This window comes from Microbacterium sp., from assembly GCF_048259935.1.
Taxonomy (GTDB): domain Bacteria; phylum Actinomycetota; class Actinomycetes; order Actinomycetales; family Microbacteriaceae; genus Microbacterium.
Genome location: NZ_JBLXHF010000008.1, coordinates 14,678 through 35,858, shown reverse-complemented (window position 1 = coordinate 35,858; position 21,181 = coordinate 14,678). Strand labels below are relative to the sequence as shown.

Here is a 21,181-nt window from a genome sequence, read left to right as displayed (position 1 = left end):
GTCGTCATGACCGATAACAGCCGATTCGCGCCGTTGGGCCGCGTGTTCGGTCGGGCGTCGATCGCTTACCGACGTGCCTTCCTGCGCAGCGCACTCATACTGCTCCTCATCTCGCTCATCGCCGCCATCGTTACGGTGGCGGCGTTCTCATTTATGGTGCCCCTGGCCAGACTTCAACTTCCCTTCATGCTCGATGCGGCTGGCATCGGCGTGACCCCGACGGGCTTCACCCTGTTGTTCGTGGAGGTGGCAATTCCCGGCGCACTTGTCGTCGCGCTGCTCGCCGGCATGGGCCAGGTTGCGCTCGTCCGTGTGCTCGACGATGCACGGTCGAAGCACGCCATGCGGATGGGCGCAGCACTCGTGCATGGTGCTCGATACTCCCTTCCAGCGGCCGTCGCCCTCCTCACTATCTTCCTGACCGTCGCACTTCTCGCAGTTGCGACACCACTGCTTACGGCGCTCGGTGCCATTGGGCTGCTCGCGGCACTCATCGCAAAGCTCGCAAGGCGACAACTCCCCATTTCGACGTGGTGGTTTGTCGCCGCCCTCATTCCGTTCGGCCTCGCAGCCGTCGTCGCCGTGCGTTGGTCGACGGCGGTCGCCGTGATCGCGCTCGAGGGGCACGGCCCGTTCGCAGCGCTGAGGCGCTCGGCAGCACTCACTCGCCCTTTCGAGTTCGTCGTGGCCGCCGCACTCTTCGTGTCATTCACCGCATACTTCCTGCTGCAATTTGCCATTGGCCTGCTCGCACTCGCCGGCATTCCCTCCGCACTCATGAGCAGCGTGAGTCTGCTCGCTCAGGTGTGCACGTTCGGGTTCCCCCTCGCAGTGATTGTCGAGCTCACCCGCACCCTGCGCGACAGCAGACACCAGATCGTTCCCCTGCCGCGGCTGCGCCGCTCGCTCCGTTTTCCCGTCACCGCGGTGACAGTCAGCGCGGCACTACTGGTGGGGTTCATTCAGGTGGTGCCACTGGCACCGGCTGCCCAGGCAAGTACCGAGCAGGCATACAGTGCAGAGGGCGAGGAGGGCGCCGAGGAGCCACCAACTGAGCAGCCACCGGCTGAGGAGCCACCGGCAGAGGAGCCACCGGCTGAGGAGCCACCGGCTGAGGAGCCACCAGCAGAGGAGCCACCGGCAGAGGAGCCACCGGGCACAGACACCGGGCAACTCTTTAACTTTCGGCCTGTGCTCACGGTTCTCGAGGGCGAGCTCACAGCCCCGGGCGCACCGATCACGCTCGACATCCAGGCGACTACCGTCGACGACGGGCAGATTCCGTACACCTTTTTCATCGTCGTATACCTGCTCGACGAGAATGACGATCAGATTTTCGTGGGTCGCAGCCAAGCTGCAGGCGGCGGGCGGGAAGCAGAGTACTCACTCGATCACCTCGGTCTCGAAGTAGGCGAACACCGCATTCTGGTCGAGACGAGCTATAAGGCCAATCGTGAAGTTGATGAAATCAACGGCCCCGCACTGACTATCACGCACCACGTTGGCGTCATAGATAGTTCCACCCGGGTCGCGCTCAGCGCTTCGGCGACGGAAATCTACGGCGACGAGTCAGTGCTCCTCAGTGCTACGGTCACCGGCGACACGGGGCCGGCGATCTTCGGTAACGTCACGTTCCAAGACGCCAGCGACTCCTCGGTTGCCCCTGTGACCGTCGAGGTTGATGGCAACGGTGCAGCCGAAGCCACGTTCTCGGGTCTCGGCGTTGGCGCGCACCGCTTCGAAGCGGTGTACCGCTATCCCAATGCAGGGGTGATCACGCAGCCTGCTGACGTTACGGCCACCGTACTGCGCTATCCGGTCACCCTCACGCTCGGCGCCGCTGCGCACGACAGCGAGCACGGTCAAAGTGCCGAATTCCCGTTCACCCTGCGCGATCTACGCGGTGGGCCGCATCCCGCAGGCACCATCGAACTGGTCGCGGGCGCTGAAGTGCTGGGCCAGGTCACCATCCCTCAGGGCCTTGTCGGCACGGAGTTCCAGGGCTCGCTCTCTACTGACCAGATCCTCGTCGGCACGCACACGCTGAGCGCGCAGTTCATCAGCAGCGATGGGCAACACGAAGACGCGACGTCACTACCTGTGACGCACAGCGTCGACGCCGTAAACGTCATGCTCAGCATCGATTCGAGCAACGGATGGGAGATGCCTCGCGGTTCATCCACCACGCTCACTGTGGGGGTGGAAGTTGCCCCGGGCTCAGACCGTATCCCCACAGGCACCACGCTCACGGTCACCGTAGGTGCCGACGTTCGCGACTTCGTATTGCAGGGCAGCGAACGCGAGGTATCTCTGTACCTTGAAGACGTTCGCGGGAACTCCGGCGGCAAAGTCGAGATCACGGCGACTCTCTCTGGATCCACTACGCACACAGCCACTCAAGAAACCGCCGAGATCTCGATGCGCGCCGCGGTCCCCAGCATCCAGCTCCTCCTCGTCACACCCGGAGCCCCTGGGACCGCGCAGGGTTTCGAGGCCTACATCGCCGGGGAAACCGCAGTGCGCCCCACCGATGGTCGTCTCCAAGTGCGACTCAAGGGCACCACAACCTGGCAAACGCTCACTGTCGGCACCGATAACCCTGTGCCGTTCAGCATGTCGCTCGGGCTGGGTGAGCACGTCATCCAGGCACGCTACCTGAGTGACCGCCCGGGTGAGTTCGCTGACACCGACATCACCGAGACAACCTTCATGGTGCGACACGTTGCCACTCAGCTGACCGCGCACGGGCCCACCACACACCCGCGGGTCGGCGAGGAGTACCAGATCGTCGTCGACGTGGCGGAGTTCGTGCACGCCCCGACCGGGGGACCCGCCGGCGACATTATCGTCGAGCGCACGGAGGGCACGCGTGTGGCAAGCGGAACCATCTCCGCAGGCACCGTCACGATCACCATTCCCGGTGCCGGGCTGGGCGATGACGAGCTTTTGATCAGCTACCCAGGGTCTAGGATCCACGGCTCGTCGAGCACCAGCCTCAGCGTGCTCGTGCGAGCCTGGAGTTCGACCACTTCCCTCGTCGCGAACCCTGCGTCAACGACCGTCGGCGAAGCAACCGAACTCACCGCAACGGTCACCAGCCAGGTGCCGGCGGCACTCACCGCATTGACTGGTGGCGAGGTCGAGTTCTCGGTCGACGACCAGGCAGTCGGCACCGCCGTCATCGGCGCAGACGGCACCGCCAAGCTTGCGATCGTTTCTCCCATGACTACCGGCTCGCACACCGTGAAGGCCAGGTTCATCGGAGTCACAGGCATCGTAGGCGAGAGCAGCATGCAGTCGACTCTTGAAGTATCGACTGCAACTACGAGCCTCGAGGTGAGCGTCTCCCCAGATGCGCTCATCTCCCGCGAAATTGCCCAGGTCACCGTTCGCGTGAGCGTGGATCCGCGCAGCCCCGCCACCGCTTCGGGAGGCACGGTCACGCTCACCGGCTCGCTGCTCGGCAGCCAGCCGACACAGATCGTCGGCGCTGACGGCACAACCACCTTCACCGTCGTCGCCCCGTACGGTGCAGGTGAGCTCTTCGACGTGAGTGCACGCTACTCTGGCACCGCCGAGCTTGCCGCTGCCTCTGCGTCGACCTCGGTTCGCGTCAATGCGGCACCGGTCGAGCTCGGTATCGGCGGCGTAGACCGCATCACCGTCGGCGAGCAGGCCAACATCGCCGTCGACCTCAGCATCCCGGGCAGCATCCCGGTGCCAACAAGCGGGGCCATCGACCTCTTCGCAGGCGACACACTGATCAGTTCGAAGACGCTGTCGCAGGGCAGCGGATCCACCGTCAATTTCACTCTCTCTGCCCCCGGGTCCCTCGCCATCGGCGATCACCTGCTCACTGCAAGATTCAGCGGCGCGTACGGATACCTCGAGGCCACCTCCCCCGAAAAGTCATTCACTGTGCTCGGTCGCGAGACCGAAACCCTGTTGCTGGTGAGCCCGAGCGGAAGCACCCCGCGCGGCACCACCTTCACCGCGACAGTGCGAGTCGACGTGCTCTGGACAAGCGATCGGCCTGCGGGCCGTATCTGGCTCTACAACGGCGACACCGTCGTGCGGCAAACCTTCATCAGCGACTTCGACGGCGATCGCGGAGTGGCAGCCTTCGCCATCGACGATCTGCCCATCGGTGCCTACGATCTGCGGGCAGAGTATGTCGCCAATGACGGCATGAACGCGAACTCCACCTCGGCGCTCGCGCAGCATGAGGTCACTGGCCGCACAGTAAGCCTTGCCCCCGTCTTCGGAGCACTTTCGGTCGGCCAGGACGCCACCGTCATCGTCGATGTTCGCGACCTGAACGCCACGGGCGGCAGCGCCCCCGAGGGCGACGTCGACATTTTGCTCGGTGGATCAGCGGTGGGGACCGGCTGGGTTGTTCCCGGCGCCAGCGGCTCACTCACGTCTCAAGCAACGGTCACCATCCCGTTCATGAAACTGCTCGGCGGCGTTCAGAAGTTCACTGTCATGTATCGCTCGTACGACGGCATTCATTCCTTCGCCGAGACGTCTGTCACCGTGCCGGTCGAGAAGCTCACTCCTGTGCTCAGAGTTACGCCTCAAAACATCCCCTCTGAAATCCAGTGGGGAGACGAACTGCGGGTGCAGGTCAATGCCTTCCCGTCCTCGGCTCCGGGTGCATCATCACTCCCGCTGCCGAGCGGTGCCCTCACCGTCACACTTTCAGACCGAACCCCGTGTGCGCTCGACGGCATCGACTACCGATGCACGCCCGAGCGGCCAGGGCTCGTGACGGTGGAGGCGAGCATCGCGGCTGATACCAACTACGTTGCCCGAGAAACGTCGGTCGCGCTCGGAACCGCCTCGAAGCGCACGCCGGCGCTGACGGTCAATGTGACCTACCCGGGTGTGAACACCGCTGAGCTCGAGACCGGCACCCCCGTTCGCGTGGACTGGCACCTCGATGGGCCGGGCGTCAGGCCAACCCTCAGCGGAATCCCGCAGGGAGCCATCTGCCGGGGAGACGCGACCGGTTACTGCGAGTTCAGCTACGGTCTCGCCGCGGCCGGAGCTGTCCAGAAGATTCGCGCCGAGTACCCGGGCAACGAGCTCTGGAATGCAGCCACGACCTGGCAGCAGAGCCTCACCCCGCTAGCTTGTTACCCGCTCATCATTCGCACCAACTCCAGCGCGATGGGAACGCTGTCGCTGGCCACCGTCGACGGCCCGAAGTGCACAAACGGAGACTTCCGCGCGGGCACCAAGGTCGCGGTGCGCGCGACCCCCGCCGCCTCCGACAGCCCGGGCTGGCGCTACGAATTGATGACGGTCAGTAACCGCAAGGCCGACACCGCAGTGGGAGGTCTCTTCTGGTTCACAGTCGGAAAGGCTCCAGGTCAGACCACCGATATCTACGCAGACTTTGCCAAGGTCACCGCCTGTTACCCGGTCACGCTGCAGCAGATCAGCGCCACCGGCGGCCCGCTTTCGAGTCACCTGACGTTCGGGCAACAGCCAAACTGCCCGGGCGTACCGGAACTTGAGTCTTCGCCTGGCGCGAATGTTGACGGCCTGCGTAGCACGGCTGTCGTCGGATGGTTTGTGGGGGGAACGGTACTCGCCCCAGCTGCGAACACCACGCAGGGTGAAGAGTTCTATGCGGCCCGCATGGCAGGCAGCAGCGAACCGGCAGTGAATGCAGCCTTGAACGCCACCCTCTGGCAGCAGCGCATGCCAGGTGCTTTCACCGTGCACGAAGCCGTCAGTATCCAGGCTCAGTTCGGTGATCCGTGTCTGCCGGTCTCGCTCACCGCTGAAGGTGCCGGACGGGTCTCAGCGACTTCCGCACCGAACTGTGCCGATGCCTTCCGCCCTGACGAGTACCGGCAGGGCACAGAGGTTGTGTGGGATGTGGTACCCGACCCAACGGTCTTCGGCTTCGTGGCAGATGCGGCTTCCGCGGGGTCGTTCTCGCTCTCGGATGATCCAGCCGACCACCTGCTTGGTGTCGGTTCCTTCACGATGCGGGCATTGCCAGGCGGCAACACGGCCATGATCCGCTTCAGTGAATGCCACACGCTCACTGTCGACAACCTCACCCCTGACCGCAATTCGGTCGCGGCGAGCGCCTCAAACTGCCCGGTTGGTGCGCCACCGGCAGAGGGCACATGGCGCTACCGCAGTGGGAGTGCCGTAGATGTGTGGACGACTCGCCTACGCGACCAAGACTTCCAGCTGCGGTTCATCTCATGGAATCATCCTGACGCCGCGAGCAACCCGGCAATCGCAGACGAGTTCTCTCGAGCCTCGGCGAGTTTCACCATCGATTCGTCACTCACCCTTCGCCCGGCATACATGTTCCGAGACGAATGCACGCCGCTCACCGTAGGCCCAGGAGCCCCGGGCATCGAAGTGCAGGTCGATCCAGACAGCGCAAGAGGAGTCTCGAAGTGCGACAAGGGTGACCTGCTCACGGGCTGGACCACCGCGCGTCTCGCGGGCGAGACCACCAAAGACCAGATCACCATCGCCGCACGGTCCACAACGGGCAACCCACAGCTCGGCTGGGTCGTCGGTGGCAGCGGCACGAGCCCGGTGCCAAGCGTTGGCACCGGAACCCGGGGATCCACTGTCCATCTCACCGAGAGCGGCAACCGCACCCTCACCGCGTATGCGTGCCAGGAGGTGTCGCCGTATGTCGGCATCACCGACGTCACCGGCGAACCACGCATCGCGCTGCAGCGCACCGGCACCTTCATCGAGATCTCTCCCGCTCCTAACTGTCCGTTCAACTCGAATGCCTGGCTCATCGGCACCGACCTCACTTTCACCGCGGGAGCCGACGAACGGGGCTACGAGTTCGGCGTCTGGGGTGGAGTCGCCGAGGTGAGCACCGACGATCCGCGCACCGCAAGCTACACCGTCGATGCCACCGCGCCGACCGTCGCCGTCACTGCCGCCTACGCAGTGCTCTGCCACACGCTCACCGTCTCAGGCAAAGCCCACCGTGTCACCCAGGTGCCCCAGCCAAACTGCCCGGGTGCCCCGGCTGGCGGCCTCGACGAGAACAACGTCTACACGGGTCACTACATTGGCGGCACCGCTGTCGCCCTTTTCGGCGAAGTGCCGGGCGGTAACATCTGGCAGGGCTGGAGCGGGGACCTCGAAGAAACCGGCAAGGTGAAAGTCGCCGTCGCGATCATGGACGCCGACAAGGCTGCAGAACACCGCTACCGCGGAAAGAGCTGGGATGAAAAGGCCGCAGACTTCTTCACCGAGGCGGGCAACCAGCTCGCTGTCGCCGCGAAGAAAGCGCTCGGCGGGGTCGCGTACGTCGCAGGCACGTTCATGCAAGAAGTGCCCCCAGCGTCGCTGCTCGGCGAATCCTTCGAAATGCTCTCACTCGTCGGCGACCTCCTCAACAGGATCGGCGTTCCGACAAGCGTGACCAAGTACTTCAGCTACCCCTCGCAAGCACTCGATTGGATGTACTCAGGCTTCACCTGTGTGGCCTCAGCGTCGCTCTCTTCCCAGGGCGGCGGGGCATCTCGCGACGTCTCACAAGACACTTCTTCTGCAGAGAAGTCCGCATACGACACGGTCGGCTCGGGGTTCAAAGCGATCGGCATTGACACGGGCGACAACAGCGCAGCACTCTCCCAAGCGCTCTCCGACCTCTATCTCGCGGGTAAAATCACTGGCAAGTTAGGGCAGCTCACGGGCGTAGGCGCAGGCGTCGACAAAGCAATGTCCGCGGTCGATACCGGCCTCGAGGTCTACAACATCGTCAACGGTCCGCAAGGCGTCGGTTGGGACGGTTCGGCCTCGGATGCGTGGGACTCAGACATGGGCGACCACATTGCCGGCTGCATGGCAGCTGCCACCCCAGATTTCCTGAGAGACGCAGTCCCCATCTCGAATACAGATTTCGAACGCTTCGACGAGGACTACGGGCTATGAACAGACAGCGTTCGAGGGCAACCGCGATCCTCGCCCCATTACTTCTCGTGCCGCTGCTGCTCATGTCAGCGGGCTGCACGAGTGAGATACACGCGGGGCTCTCCTCGATGGATGCGTGCCGAGCCGCCGATACACTCTCGCTCACTCCTGCCGACGACCCGGAAGCGCTTACCGAAGCCACCATCGCGTTGGCTTCTGAGCTGCCTGAGGAACTGCAGCCCGCCGCGCTGCTGCTCAGTGAGCCTCCCACACTGTCGCTTGCGTCCGACAGGACGGACGCGGTCTCGGTCGATGTGGGCGCGGTCGACGCCCACACCCAGGAACGGCTGCAGGCACTCCTCGACGTGCAGACCTGGGTGATGGCTGCCTGCGGAAGCTACGTCACGATTGGCGCGCCACCCGATGCTGGCCTTGCGCCGGCCGATGCTCACCTCGCCGACTTCGAGACGGTGGTCGGCGAAGACTCGGGTGAAGTGTTCGTGTCGGTGCTCGGCATCAACAGTGCAGGCATCGCTCTCGAGCTCTGCACACAGGCGCTCACCGAGTACGAGGCCGAGGGCTCGGTCGTGTACGTGCAAGTGCTCGACCCAGCCGGGCGGGTGCTCGCCTCGGCTGACAGAGAAGCGGGTGAGTCGGGTGGTGCTTGCACCAGCCCCGTTACTGGTTAGGCCCGAGCGGGGCAGTATCGGGCTGCGGGTGAGTGCGCAAGTGCACGGCGGGTGATTCCTCGGGTGTCGTGATGGTGCCGCAGTGGGTGAATATTCGACCTTAGGGCGCATGTCGCATCTACGCCGCTCTACTCTGAGAGCGTCTGAGCTGTCGAGCGTCGGTCTACCAGCCGACGAGTCACCGAAGGAGTGCATGTGCGTTACACAAGTGGCAACTACGAGGCATTCGCCCGACCGAGGAAGCCTGAAGGCGTTGATTCCAAACGGGCATGGTTCGTGGGATCGGGGCTTGCGGCTCTCGCCGGTGCCGCGTTCCTCATTCGCGATGGCCAGATGGACGGCTCGCGGATCACGATCTTCGAGCAGCAGGACCTCCCAGGTGGCGCCCTGGACGGTCTCGACGTACCGGAGAAGGGCTTCGTCATCCGCGGCGGTCGCGAGATGGAGAGCAACTTCGAGTGTCTCTGGGATCTGTTCCGCTCGATCCCCTCGCTCGAAGAAGAGAACGTGAGCGTTCTCGACGAGTTCTTCTGGCTCAACCGCGACGACCCCAACTCCACATTGCGCCGCACGACCAAGAACCAGGGCGAGGACGGCGGCACGGACTTCAAGTTCGACCTGAATGCGAAGGCGCAGCAGGAGATCTCGAACATCTTCACCGCTTTGCCGGAGGAGATGGAGGACAAGCGCATCGACGAGGTCTTCACGAGCGCGTTCCTCGACAGCAATTTCTGGCTTTACTGGCGCACGATGTTCGCCTTCGAGGAGTGGCACTCCGCGCTCGAGCTGAAGCTGTATCTGCACCGCTTCATCCACCAGATTCAGGGTCTCCCCGATTTCACCACCCTGAAGTTCACACGCTTCAACCAGTTCGAGTCGCTGGTCATGCCGTTGGTGAAGTGGCTCACCGATCATGGCGTCAGATTCCAGTACGGCACCGTCGTCACTGACATCGACTTCGAGATCGACACGGGTGAGAAGCGAAAGCAGGCGAGCCGGGTTCATATCATTGAGCGCGGCGAGGCGAAGCAGATCGACCTCACCGACGACGATCTGTTGTTCATGACGATCGGCTCGCTCACCGAGAACTCCGATGACGGTGACCACAAGACCCCGGCGAAGCTGAACACGGGGCCCGCGCCTGCCTGGGACCTCTGGCGCCGTATCGCCGCGCAGGACGAGTCTTTCGGCAACCCTGATGTCTTCGGATCGCACATCCCTCAGACGAAGTGGGAGTCGGCGACGGTCACCACCCTGGATGCACGAATTCCTGAGTACATTCAGAAGATCTCCAAACGCGATCCATTCAGCGGCAAGGTCGTCACAGGCGGCATCGTGACCGTCATGGACTCGAACTGGCTGATGTCGTGGACTGTCAACCGCCAGCCGCACTTCAAGAAGCAGCCCAAGGACCAGATCGTCGTGTGGGTATACGGGCTGTTCCCTGAAGCACAGGGAAACTACGTGAAGAAGGCGATGCAGGACTGCACCGGCGAGGAGATCACGCAGGAATGGCTCTATCACCTCGGCGTCCCTGAGGACCAGATCGCAGAACTCGCTGCCACCGGCGCACGGACGGTTCCGGTCATGATGCCCTACATCACGGCGTTCTTCATGCCGCGCAAGCACAGTGACCGCCCCGCAGTGGTCCCCGAAGGGGCGACGAACTTCGCGTTCATCGGTCAGTTCGCTCAGTCCCAGGAACGTGACTGAATCTTCACGACCGAATACTCGGTGCGCACGCCGATGGAAGCGGTCTACACGTTGCTGGACATCGAACGCGGAGTGCCGGAGGTATTCAATTCAACCTATGACGTACGCGCACTCTTCCACGCGGTGAACCGCATGCGTGACGGAGAACCGTACAAGATCCCGGGTGGACCGTTGGCGCGGAAGTTCGCGCATCACCACATCGAGAATAACGTGGTCGGTCAGCTCCTAGAGCACTACGGACTCGTCGATAAGTAACCTCCGTCCGGATCAATACCAGGAGAGAGGCCCGACCCGCTCCTCGCGAAGTCGGGCCTTTCCGATTGACGTGTTGACCTTGCGCCGTAGAATTCGGTCATCATGAGCCGCTCTTCCCGCCTTCCGATCCGGCGTGAATACGTCGACGGCGAGCCCGTTTATCGTGACGGGCGCCGCCGCATCACGAACGCACGCGAGCGCGCCAGGATCGACGCGCTCGCGATACCGCCTGCGTGGAAGAACGTCGAGATCTCTCGATCCTCGTCGTCCAAAATACTCGCGCGCGGCGTAGACAACGCTGGTCGCACTCAGGCTATCTACAGTCCCGCACATCGCCGCAGGCAGGAGAAGAAGAAGTACGCTCGCATCCTCCGATTCGCTCAGCGTCTACCCGCCCTGCGGAAGCACGTCGACAAGGATCTGAGGCGCAGGCATCGCCGGCTCGATGAGGACACGGTCGTCGCGTGCGTCGTCAAACTCATCGACCAGGAGTTCTTCCGGGTCGGAAACCCGGAGTACGCGCGCCAGCATGCTCATTACGGCGTCACCACATTGCGCCGGAAGCACACGGATGTGTCTGGCAGCAGGGTCACTTTCGACTACATAGGAAAAAGCGGAAAGCGACACGTCACGACTGTGCGCGATCGCCAACTGGTGCGGGTGCTGACTCAACTCGAAGAGATGCCAGGCTACGAGATCTTTCGCTTCTTCGACGAGGATGGCATCATCCACAACGTTGATAGCAAGCGGGTCAACGCCTATGTGAAGAAGCACATGGGGGAGGAGTTCTCAGCGAAGGATTTCCGCACGTGGGGAGGAACGCTGCTGGCGACGTCTGCGCTGCTTGCGCTCGAGCGCACCTCCGACGACGAATCAGCCGCCGATGACGCTGAGGTGATCCGCCGTGTCGTTGAGGACGTGGCCGAACGGCTCGGGAACACTCCTGCAGTGACGAAGGATTCTTACATCGATCCACGCGTGTTCGGAGCTTTCGAAGATCGCGTTACGCTCCACGAGGTGAGACGGGCGATGAGCCGGATGCGCCCACGGGCCTACCTCACGGTCGAAGAGCAGTGCGTGCTGAGGATTCTTGAGCGGACAGGGCGATCGTCGACGTGATCGTTTCGGTCAGCTCAGGTGATTCTTCATCCAGGGCATCGGGTCGATGGGGGAGTTGTTGATGTGCACTTCGAAGTGCAGGCACGATCCGAACACGTAGCCGGTCGATCCGACATCGCCGATGTACTGGCCCGCCTCGACGCAGTCGCCGACCTCGACCGCGCGTGTGCCGTAGTTCAGGTGCGAGTAAACCGTGCTCACGGACTGCCCGTCGACGATGCTCTCGATCTGGATCGTGACGCCGTACCCCTGGTAGCTCTCGGAGGAGCGCGAGACACAGCCCTTCATGGCGGCATTGATCGGCGAGCCGACAGAGGCCGCGAAATCCTGGCCGAGGTGTGACCGGCCGGGACGCGAGGCACCGAACCCATCAGTGAAGGAGTAGCTTCCATCGACCATCGGCATGACGATGCGATCGGCGATGGGAATGTCTACGGCGCTGGCGAGCGGCATCCCCGCGGAGACAGCAGCGGAGATCGCCCGTGAGCGCGTCTGCTGGATCTCTTCGGGCGTTGTTGCGGAGAAGCTGCCGCGAGGCGCGATCTCCGCGCGGATCTCGTCGGTCGAGCTGTATGTCTGTGTATTGCCCTCGTCAGCGCCTGCGGTGACCGTGACGGCGGCGACAGAGTCTGTGCTCGGGTTCAGTGCGGGGAGTGCGACGCCGGCGATCATCCCGCCGACCGCGAGAGTGGCGCCCAGTGCTTTAGCCTTCGCCCAGCGTCGACGTGTGCGACGAGGGGGCCGGCGCGCTGCTGCAGCGGGGGCGACGGGACTGCTCTCTTCCCTCGGAGCTGGGGGCTCTGCAGGCTCCGGGGCGACCATTGCCGGTGCGGCAAGCTGCTCTGCTTCTGCCGTGCTCCGAGCGGCTGCAGCTGCGGCTTCAGCCGCGAGGCGTCGATCGCGACGCGACTGCGGCCGGAGTGCGGCTGAGCTGTCCTCGGGGGGTGCCGAGACGGGTTCAGGGGCGCGCTCGGGGGGCAGGGAGTTCGTGGCGGATTCCTTCCGGTGGAGCAGTGATGCTCTGAACAATCCCTTCGGGTGGGACCGTTACCGTTCTGTAATGTACGTTATCCTGACGGACCACGTCAAATCGATTAACTATCGTTGCACACCGAACATGAGAAAAGGCCCGACCCCGCATAGCGGGATCGAGCCTTTCGAAGCTCAGATCAGAGCGGACGGATGTTCGTCGCCTGAGGGCCCTTGGGTCCCTGCTCCGTGTCGAACTCGACCTTCTGTGCTTCCTCGAGGTTGCGGTAACCGCTCGACTGGATCGCGCTGAAGTGCGCGAAGACGTCTGCGGATCCGTCATCGGGAGCAATGAAGCCGAAGCCCTTGTCGGAGTTGAACCATTTGACAGTGCCAGTGGCCATGCTGTTTTCCTTTGATGTTCGTGGGTCGACTATCGACCCGTCATGCCGCGACCATGAATCGGTGCGGCAGGTCTGAGGCTATCCGGGGAGCGGCGATGAAGCGGCGTAACGTGCCCGGAGAGGGTGAGATAGATGAGGGCGGGAGAACGAGTGGCCACCTTGCCCTGTGGAGCAATCGGACCGATGAACACGCGGAGATCCCGGGTGCCATTGCGAATACATAACCACCCTAACGGATACAGCCGCATTCTTTGCATCTCGCTACCTATTCGTGACATGAAACGATGGAGTCATGAGCTCAGCGAACCTGACCAGAGAAGAGACAGCCGCCCGATCCGCGGTCATCACCGTTCACTCGATCCGGGTCGAACTCGATCTGCGTGATGCTCCCGATGCGGCGCAGAGCGGCTTCGGGACCACGACGACGTTGGAGTTCGACGCTTCGACTTCTGAGACCTGGATCGACTTCATAGGTCAAGAGGTGCGCCGCGTCACGGTCAACGGTGCGGAGTATCCCGTGGACTACGACGGCTCTCGCATCCAGGTCGCTGGTCTCGCGGCATCCAATGTCGTCATCGTCGAGGCGATCGGCGCTTACTCGCGGTCGGGCGAGGGGCTGCACCGCTTCGTCGATCCGGTCGACGGTGAGACGTACTTGTACACGCAGTACGAGCCCGCTGACTCTCGACGCGTGATGGCGTGCTTCGAGCAGCCGGATATGAAGGCCTCCTACACTTTCATCGTGCATGCACCCGCGGGCTGGCACGTGCTCTCCAACCAGTCGGTGTCCACGGCTTCCGAACACGCCGGTGTGCAGACAGTCGAGTTCACCCCGACGCTCCCGCTCTCCAGCTACATATCTGCTGTCGCAGCCGGCCCGTACCACCGGGTAGATGCGGAGTGGACCCGGGGCGAGCAGACCGTCTCGCTCGGTGTGTTCTGCCGACCTTCGCTTGCGGAGTTCCTCGAGGCCGACGAGATCATCGAGGTCACCAAGCAGGGGCTTGATTTCTTCACGGATGCTTTCGCGTTCGCATATCCATGGGGAAAGTACGATCAGATCTTCGTGCCCGAGTACAACCTCGGCGCGATGGAGAACCCAGGACTTGTGACTTTCACCGAGGCTTATCTCTCGCGGGGTGCAGCCACGGATGCGCAGCGCGGCGCCAGGGCGAACACGATCCTGCACGAGATGGCGCACATGTGGTTCGGTGACCTCGTCACGATGCGCTGGTGGGATGATCTCTGGTTGAAGGAGTCGTTCGCCGACTACATGGGCTCGCACGCTTCGGCGGCAGCCACCCGCTACACCGATGCCTGGGAGCGGTTCGCCGCGAACCGCAAGGCATGGGCCTATCAACAGGACCAGCTCCCCACGACGCATCCGATCGTCGCCGACATCACAGACCTCGAGGCCGCCAAGCTCAACTTCGATGGCATCACGTACGCGAAGGGTGCTGCTGTTCTCAAGCAGCTCGTCGCCTTCGTCGGCGAGGAGCACTTCTTCGAGGGTGCCCACCGGTACTTCGCCGCACACGCCTATGGGAACACGACGCTGGAAGATCTCCTCGTGCAGCTCGAAGATGTCTCAGGGCGCGATGTGCGCGCCTGGTCGCGCAAGTGGCTCGAAACGAGCGGGATGTCGACTCTCTCGCTCGAAGGTGATGAGGGTGCGCGGATGCTGGTGCAGAGCGACCCGCGCCCGCACCGGCTGCGCGTGGGCCTGTACGAGCTCGTCGACGGCCGCCTCGCCCGCCGCGATCTGGTAGAGCTCGACATCGCCGAGGACCGCACGCCTGTGACCTTCGGGGACGCCGACCTCGTGCTCATCAACGACGATGACCTCACGTACGCGAAGGCTCGTCTGGACGAACGTTCACTGGCGGCCGTCGAGCAGGCGCTGTCCACACTTGAGCCGCTGCCGCGCGCGCTCGTGTGGTCGTCGCTGTGGAACGCCACGAGAGACGGCGAACTGCCCGCGGAGCGGTATCTGCGGATCGTCGGTGCGCACGCGGCATCCGAAGCGAATATCGGGTTGCTCAGCGGTGTGGTTGCGAACGCCGCCTATTCGATCGGGCACTATCTGCCGCAGGACATCCGTGCGGCGCACCGGAAGGCGTGGCTGGAGACGACGTGGAAGGCGCTGGCTGGAGCCGATGCAGGCAGTGACGCTCAGCTGTCGTGGGCGCGCGCTTTCGCGGCGGCATCCGCATACGATGACGGCTACGCGACGCAGGCTCGTGCGATGCTCGACGGCGACGCCCCAGAGGGGTTGCGGGTGGATCCTGATCTGCGCTGGGCGCTGCTGACCGCACTGCGCACCACCGGCCACGCGACCGGCGAAGACATCTCTGCCGAGCTGGCGCGCGATGACACTGCCAGCGGCCGTACTGCATCGATCCGCGCGCTGTGGTCCAAGCCCCTTGCCGAGTCGCGCATCGTGGCATGGCACGCGGCATGGGAGGACCACACGCTGAGCAATGATCACCTGAGCGCGACGATCGACGGCGTGCGCGCCGGCGGGCGACGAGACCTCATCGCATCGCTCGATGACGGCTACTTCGAACGAATCCTGGGGGCGTGGCAGACCCGCAGCATCGAGCTGGCCAGGCGCCTCGTCCTCGGGCTGTTCCCCGCGTCGGAGTCGCTCGACGACGTCGACGCCTGGCTTGCCGCGAACGAGGACGCACCTGGCGCGCTTCGGCGGCTGGTCATCGAGCAGCGCGACAATCTCGCCCGCGACCTGCGGGTGCGTGCCGCGCGGTCTCAGCTCGCCGGCGGAGTGGGCTGAGCGGTCCGCTCGACGATCATGCCCATGACCGTGCGCACGATCCACGGATGGGCGCGGTCGTCGGCGATATGCGTCATTCCGAGGTGCTCCGCGACCCGCCGCGAGGCGATGTTGTCAGGGTGGATGATCGCGGTGAGAAGGGTCGGCGCGAACTGACGACGGACGACCTCGACGCACGCGTGGGCTGCATCCGGGCGATCCACCCGGCACTCTCGTCCCGGGACTTGGGTGCCGGGTAGAACGCCATGACATCAGCGTCTCCGAGCATCGCCGCCATGATCTCGAGATCATCGGCGACCATCTCACGAAATCGCAGGCGCTCTGTGGGCGCCGGCAGGAGGCGAATCACAGGTCCAGAGTGTCGCCGGGATCCAGCTCGAAGAACTCGCCACCGTTCTGCTCGGTCGCCCACTGCAGCCGCTGACGGTGCATGTTGCGACCGATCACAGACAGTGTCATATCGTGCGTGCCGAATGCACGTCTCGGCTTCACCGCGAGCACGAAGTCCATGGCGTCGCCGAGCTTCAGCCACGGCGCGCCTACGGGCGCTGCGAGAACGTCTACTGCGACGCCCTCTGGCACGACGTAGGAGTCACCCGGGTAGTAGAGCTCGTCGTTCACGAGAACGCCGACGTTCTGCACGACCGGGAGAGATGAGTGGATGACGGCGTGCTCGCCGCCGAAGAAGCGCAGCGAGAAGCGTCCGACGGTGACGCTTTCACCGGGGGAGACGACCGTGATCTCGTAGTCGCTCGCGGCGGCAGCCACGCCCGCGGGAGCGAAGATCGGAGTGCCGGGCACTGCGCGGAGGATCCGATCGAGATGTTCCGGGGTCCAGTGGTCTGGATGCTCGTGAGTGAGCACGATGCCGACGACGTTCGAGAGGTCATCGAGCGGGGTCGTGAATGAGCCGGGATCGATGAGGAGTGTGTCGCCGCTCTCGTCGAGGCGGAGGGTGGCGTGTTCGAGCTTCGTCAGGCGCATACCGAGATTCAACTCCTTTGCGGCCCGTGCGGCAAACGCGCCGTGACACGAAGACGCGCCCGGGAATCCGAATGGTGCCCGCCCGATTTTGCGGAGTAGAAAACCCCATGGCATACTTGAACGGTTGTCGCGGGACGGAAACGCTCCGCAAGACCTGGCCCCATCGTATAGCGGCCTAGTACGCCGCCCTCTCACGGCGGTAACGCGGGTTCGAATCCCGCTGGGGTCACACAACACAGAGAACCCCCGGCAGATGCCGGGGGTTCTCTGCTTTCCGAGCTACCCGGCTGCGCGCTCTTCCGTGGCGCGACGACGCGATCTCAGCACCGCGTGAATCGCTTCGTGATCTGAACGATCATCGAGACGAGGACGATCGCCCACACCGCGAGTGAAAGCCAGAACCAGCCGTGGCCGATCGCTTCGACGATCGGCAGCGAGTCGGCGCGTCCGAGCGAGATGCTGGCGACTGCGTACATCCCCATCGGGAAGACGAAACTCCACAGTCCCGGTTCGTAGCGCAGCGGCACACGATGATGCCAGTGGCGCCAGATACCTGCTCCGACGAGCACGGGGATGAGCCAGGTCGCAAATGACCAGAAGATGACAGAGAGCCCCGCCACGAGGGCCCGGGTGACATTGATCATCGGAGCATCCTGCATTTCGACGATGCGGGCGCCCGCGACGACGGTGATCGCGAGCGCACCCATGGTCACCCAATACGACGGCGCCAAATCCACGGGCCGGACGCCGTAGAGCATGATGCGCAGGGTGACGAAGATCGCACAGGCGATGTAGAGCGCGATGCCGACGGCCCACGTCATCACGGAGATGATCGCCAGAGCACCTTGCAGCTCAGGCTCGGCAGACCCCAGTCCAGAAGCGACGACTGCGATCGACTGACTTGCGACCACCCAGATGAACCAGGTGCCGTTCGCGTCCTGAAGTGTCGCGTGACGGCCGCTTCCGAGCATCGCCAACCATGGGATGACGTAGCCGAGGACGAGCCATGCCACGATCGAGACAGCCAGCAGGATCATCGCGAGGGTGGCGAAATGCGTGTTGAGCAGGACGGCGGACAAGACGTTCGTGGCGGCGATGAACGTGAAGAAGCCGAACGCGCGCGTGGGATTGTTCACATCTGCCACGACGCGATCGCGGTAGGCCGCGAGGCGCCATACGTTGAGGATCACGAGGACGACATAGAACACGACGGTGCACCAGAACAGCACTGTGGAGATGACCTCGAGCCCGATCAATGCCGCGCCGATCGACACGATGCCGGTGCCCATCACGCCCGCGAAGTATCCGGGGGTGAGTTCCGCCGGGCCCTGGCGGTGCTGTTCGTGTTCGACCGCGCTGATCACATCTTTCACCATATCCGTCCACATCTGCAGACGATGGCTGGTGCTCCAATCAACGAATATCGGAGACATCTCCGCGGTCTCGACGGCGACGGCGACGGATCACCCAGACGATGAGGACGACGACGCCGGCGACCGCGAGCCAGGGGAGCAGGAAGCCGAACGCGATCACCAGCGCGTTCAGCGAGACGATCAGACCGTTCCATCCGGCGAGCAGACCATCCCCGAAACCAGCAGGATCCGCCGCGGTCGCACCGGCAGAGGGAGTCAGCTCGACCTGCAGAGTCGACATCGCGACCTGGTCATCGAGTGCGGCGAGCTGCTGCTCATAGGACTCGAGCTGCGCCTGACGCTCGGCCAGCGCGGACTCGGCCTCGATGAGTTCACCTACGCTCGTGGTGTTCGCCATCAGCTCGGTGAGTCGCTGGACTGATGCCCGGGTGGTCTCGACGCGGGCGCGCAGGTCGATTGCAGTAGAGGTCACGTCCTGCTGCGAGATGGAGGAAGCGAGGACAGTCCCGGTGGACCCGAGCTCGTCGATGATCACGGTCAGGTCTGCCGAAGGAACCCGGATGCTGATCCACCCGTAGCCTTCGGCCTCCGACGCGTCAGCTGTGGCACCATCGAGCATCGGTGCGGCGCGCAGCTCCGTGCTTTCCACATAGCCACCGTGTTCGTTGGCGAGGGTCGCGATGGCGTCAGCGGCGCCTTCGATGCTCTTCACTCTGAGGGTCGCCTGCGCGGTTCGGATGATCTCGCGAGCAGAGGTGACGTCCATCGCCGCGGAATCGGCAGTGCCCATATCTGGAGCAGCCTCCGTCACCGCGGTCACGCGTGCGCTGTCGACCGCGCTCATCGACCCGCCAGAGGTGTCGACCACATCCAGAATCGGCGGAGCGATGAGGATGCCTGCGGCGAAGGCGGCGGCAACACCCAGCCCGATGAACCAGCGGCGTCGCCTGATCCCGGCGGAGGCCGGCCGTAGGCGAGCGGATGCTCCGTGCTCGGATATCTCAGCGAACACGGCATCCTCGATCTTGGCGATCCTCTCCTGCGATAGCTCCGGAAGACCCGTCATGGGGGTGTGATCGTTCATGCGTCTCTCGATTCGTTGACGGTGTCGCGCAACTGCGTGCGCACTCGCGAGAGACGGTTTCGGACGACCGCGTGGCTGACTCCGAGTTCGGTGGCTGCCGCTTGGTAGGCGTAGCCCTCTGTCGCGCACAGCCGGAAGATCTCCTGATCCAGCATGCTCAACGTCCCGATCGCCGTGGTGATCCGCTCGGCGAGGGCGGCAGTGATCACCTGTTCCTCCAGGTTCACTGCGCTGGGGAGCGCATCATCGACAGCATCCGCTGTGTGCGCTCGCTCGCGTCGCTGCTGACGAACGCGATTTGCCGCCTGGAAGCGACAGATCGTCGCCAGCCACGGCAGGAGCGAATCGCTGACCAGATCGAGCGAGGGCAGTTTGCGCCACGCGACGATGAATGTCTCCTGCGTCACGTCCTCGGCATCCGTCGCGGTACCGAGGATGCCGTGCGCGATCCAGTACACCGGCCGCACATGGGTGCGGTACAGCGCTCGGAACGCACTCTGATCGCCGTTCGCGGCACGTGCCGCGAGCTCCTGGTCTTCAGAACGCTGTGACATTCGGTTCCCTTCGGAGGTCTCTCACCTGAGAGTGTCGGAAGTCGCATCATCGTCTCAGAAGTTTCTCCGGTAATATCGACCGAGCGAGAGGGAGTATCCCAATCCGCGCGTATCGTCATCACGAGCACCATCAAAGCTGCTCCGGGCGCGCGACGCACTCAGTGCGGGGGAGAGACTTTCGGATCCCACTGACCCTTCGAAAGGTGCTGAGCACCCTTGAACATCCCCGTGTGGTTCGAGATCACGTCCCTCGTGGTCCTGACCGTCATCCTGATTGCTGATCTGCTTCTCATCCTGAAGCGTCCGCACATTCCCTCGACGAAGGAATCGAGCCTCTGGGTTGCCTTCTACGTGACGCTGGCGCTGATCTTCGCCGGCGTGCTGTTCTTCATCGGTGACGCGAAGACTTCGCTTGATTTCCTCACCGGCTGGGCGATGGAGTACAGCCTCTCCATCGACAACCTGTTCGTGTTCGTGCTGATCATGACGCAGTTCTCGGTACCACGGCGCTATCAGCAGGAAGCTCTGATGGTGGGCATCATCATTGCGCTGGTCCTGCGCGCGGTGTTCATCGTGATCGTGGGGGCCGCGGTTGAGCACCTCAGCCCGATCTTCTACATCTTCGGTGCTTTCCTGGTGTACACCGCGATCCGTCAGGCCATGCCGGAGAAACATGAGGACGACGAGAAGACAGAGGGCTTCATCGTCCGTCTGCTGCGTCGCGGCATCGACATCAGCGACGAGTACGACGGTCCGAAGATCCGCACGGTTGTCAACGGTAAGAAGATATGGACGCCGATGCTCATCGTGTTCGTCTCGCTCGGCGTGACAGATCTGATGTTCGCGGTCGACTCGATTCCAGCCATCTTCGGGGTCACCCAGGATCCGTTCATCGTCTTCACCGCGAACCTGTTCGCTCTGATGGGGCTGCGCCAGCTCTACTTCCTGCTCGGCGGCCTGCTGGAGAAGCTCAAGTACCTGCACTACGGTGTCGCATTCATCCTCGGATTCATCGGCGTCAAGCTCGTGCTGCACGCCATGCACGAGAACGAGTTGCCGTTCATCAACGGCGGTGAGCCGATCGCATGGGCGCCCGACATCAACAACTGGGTCTCGCTCGGCGTCATCTTCGCGTCGATGGCTGTCGCCACCATCGCGAGCCTGATCGCGTCTTCGCGCGAGAAGCGGGCTGCGCTGGGCCGGTGACGCATGGCCTCCCGTGCTGTGGTGCCGTGTAAACTGACCGACATGCGGCGTGTGGTTCTCCTCCTTAGCGGCCGCGACGAGACCTCGAATTAGGCCCTCCTCGTCGCGGCGTCCAGCGTGGCC

Annotated in this window: 12 protein-coding genes, 1 tRNA gene and 1 pseudogene; 7 read left to right on the top strand and 7 right to left on the bottom strand. The window is 63.6% G+C overall.

The window, feature by feature from the left end:
- Positions 1 to 6: 6 nt before the first annotated feature.
- The 4 genes and pseudogenes from ACN0RC_RS13330 (at position 7) to ACN0RC_RS13315 (ending at position 11,693) form a co-directional block, all read left to right on the top strand.
- Positions 7 to 7,938, top strand: a complete 7,932-nt coding sequence (locus ACN0RC_RS13330) for an Ig-like domain repeat protein (RefSeq protein WP_417512411.1) — start codon at positions 7 to 9, stop codon at positions 7,936 to 7,938.
- Positions 7,935 to 8,606 carry a hypothetical protein gene (locus tag ACN0RC_RS13325; protein WP_417512410.1) on the top strand — a complete coding sequence of 224 codons (672 nt, stop codon included), beginning with the start codon at positions 7,935 to 7,937 and terminating at the stop codon, positions 8,604 to 8,606. Before ACN0RC_RS13330 ends, ACN0RC_RS13325 begins: the two co-directional genes overlap by 4 nt.
- Before the next feature lie 195 nt (positions 8,607 to 8,801).
- Positions 8,802 to 10,574, top strand: a pseudogene (locus tag ACN0RC_RS13320) (oleate hydratase).
- Positions 10,575 to 10,676: 102 nt separating this feature from the next.
- Positions 10,677 to 11,693 (top strand): DNA topoisomerase IB, encoded by a 1,017-nt coding sequence (locus ACN0RC_RS13315; protein WP_417512409.1) that lies wholly within the window; start codon positions 10,677 to 10,679, stop codon positions 11,691 to 11,693.
- 9 nt (positions 11,694 to 11,702) lie between these two features.
- Here the strand turns inward: ACN0RC_RS13315 and ACN0RC_RS13310 are convergent, their stop codons facing one another.
- Complete coding sequence (locus ACN0RC_RS13310) at positions 11,703 to 12,365, bottom strand: M23 family metallopeptidase (protein ID WP_417512408.1); 663 nt, start codon at positions 12,363 to 12,365, stop codon at positions 11,703 to 11,705.
- A gap of 497 nt (positions 12,366 to 12,862) precedes the next feature.
- Entirely contained in the window at positions 12,863 to 13,066 is a 204-nt protein-coding gene (locus tag ACN0RC_RS13305; RefSeq protein ID WP_147037883.1) for a cold-shock protein, read from the bottom strand.
- Positions 13,067 to 13,358: 292 nt separating this feature from the next.
- Here ACN0RC_RS13305 and pepN point away from each other — a divergent pair, with 292 nt between their 5' ends.
- Positions 13,359 to 15,857, top strand: a complete 2,499-nt coding sequence (gene pepN / locus ACN0RC_RS13300; protein ID WP_417512407.1) for an aminopeptidase N — start codon at positions 13,359 to 13,361, stop codon at positions 15,855 to 15,857.
- Here the strand turns inward: pepN and ACN0RC_RS13295 are convergent.
- On the bottom strand, positions 15,833 to 16,060 hold the full coding sequence (locus ACN0RC_RS13295) for a GNAT family N-acetyltransferase (RefSeq protein ID WP_417512406.1): 228 nt from the start codon (positions 16,058 to 16,060) through the stop codon (positions 15,833 to 15,835). The two genes, pepN and ACN0RC_RS13295, sit on opposite strands and share 25 nt — an antisense overlap.
- A gap of 142 nt (positions 16,061 to 16,202) precedes the next feature.
- Positions 16,203 to 16,841: an MBL fold metallo-hydrolase gene (locus ACN0RC_RS13290; protein ID WP_417512405.1), complete on the bottom strand. Its 639-nt coding sequence runs from the start codon at positions 16,839 to 16,841 to the stop codon at positions 16,203 to 16,205.
- 156 nt (positions 16,842 to 16,997) lie between these two features.
- Between ACN0RC_RS13290 and ACN0RC_RS13285 the strand changes: the two genes are divergently transcribed.
- Positions 16,998 to 17,070, top strand: a tRNA-Glu gene (locus ACN0RC_RS13285).
- A gap of 91 nt (positions 17,071 to 17,161) precedes the next feature.
- Here ACN0RC_RS13285 and ACN0RC_RS13280 read toward each other — a convergent pair.
- The 3 genes from ACN0RC_RS13280 to ACN0RC_RS13270 are packed head-to-tail and all read right to left on the bottom strand — an operon-like array spanning position 17,162 to position 19,852.
- Complete coding sequence (locus ACN0RC_RS13280; RefSeq protein WP_417512404.1) at positions 17,162 to 18,205, bottom strand: tellurite resistance/C4-dicarboxylate transporter family protein; 1,044 nt, start codon at positions 18,203 to 18,205, stop codon at positions 17,162 to 17,164.
- A 49-nt stretch (positions 18,206 to 18,254) separates the two neighbouring features.
- On the bottom strand, positions 18,255 to 19,298 hold the full coding sequence (locus ACN0RC_RS13275; RefSeq protein ID WP_417512403.1) for a DUF4349 domain-containing protein: 1,044 nt from the start codon (positions 19,296 to 19,298) through the stop codon (positions 18,255 to 18,257).
- Positions 19,295 to 19,852 carry an RNA polymerase sigma factor gene (locus ACN0RC_RS13270; RefSeq protein ID WP_417512402.1) on the bottom strand — a complete coding sequence of 186 codons (558 nt, stop codon included), beginning with the start codon at positions 19,850 to 19,852 and terminating at the stop codon, positions 19,295 to 19,297. The genes ACN0RC_RS13275 and ACN0RC_RS13270 overlap by 4 nt, the downstream gene beginning before the upstream one ends.
- A gap of 216 nt (positions 19,853 to 20,068) precedes the next feature.
- Between ACN0RC_RS13270 and ACN0RC_RS13265 the strand changes: the two genes are divergently transcribed.
- Complete coding sequence (locus ACN0RC_RS13265; RefSeq protein WP_417512401.1) at positions 20,069 to 21,058, top strand: TerC/Alx family metal homeostasis membrane protein; 990 nt, start codon at positions 20,069 to 20,071, stop codon at positions 21,056 to 21,058.
- Positions 21,059 to 21,181: the final 123 nt, after the last annotated feature.